The sequence below is a fragment of the Vibrio splendidus 12E03 genome (genome assembly GCF_000272105.2).
Classification (GTDB): domain Bacteria; phylum Pseudomonadota; class Gammaproteobacteria; order Enterobacterales; family Vibrionaceae; genus Vibrio; species Vibrio splendidus_I.
This window is the reverse complement of the sequence record NZ_AJZD02000142.1, coordinates 1-317: the sequence shown is the minus strand read 5'-3', so window position 1 is coordinate 317 and position 317 is coordinate 1. Positions and strand designations below refer to the sequence as shown.

1 protein-coding gene is annotated in these 317 nt (G+C 47.0%); it reads right to left on the bottom strand.

What is annotated here, in order from left to right:
- The coding region (locus tag A142_RS10675) for a DUF1281 domain-containing protein (RefSeq protein ID WP_019819920.1) at positions 1-297 on the bottom strand (297 nt) is incomplete at its 3' end.
- Positions 298-317 lie beyond the last annotated feature (20 nt).

Sequence of the window (317 nt, the reverse complement as noted above, 5' to 3'; positions counted from 1 at the left end):
CCACTGGCAGACCTCCTCATTGAGTGCCACATCGGGTTGTTTCATTAACGTGACAAACTTTGTAAACGCCCGATTTTCTGGCGTTGAATTTCCGACCTCGCGAACAAGGTCTGGGTAGAGTTCAAAAGTCACCGGGTAAGTGGTTTTTAACAGCCCACCGACACCGGCTAAAAACAGCTTAGCCGCCGCGCGTGACGCTTGTTGATGAAGCAGTGGTTTAGGTTGGGTCATAAGTTCGATGATGGCATCAGAATCAGGCCCATCGATATGAATTTGGTTTACACACCAATTTGGCATAATCAGTTCCTCTTAAAAAA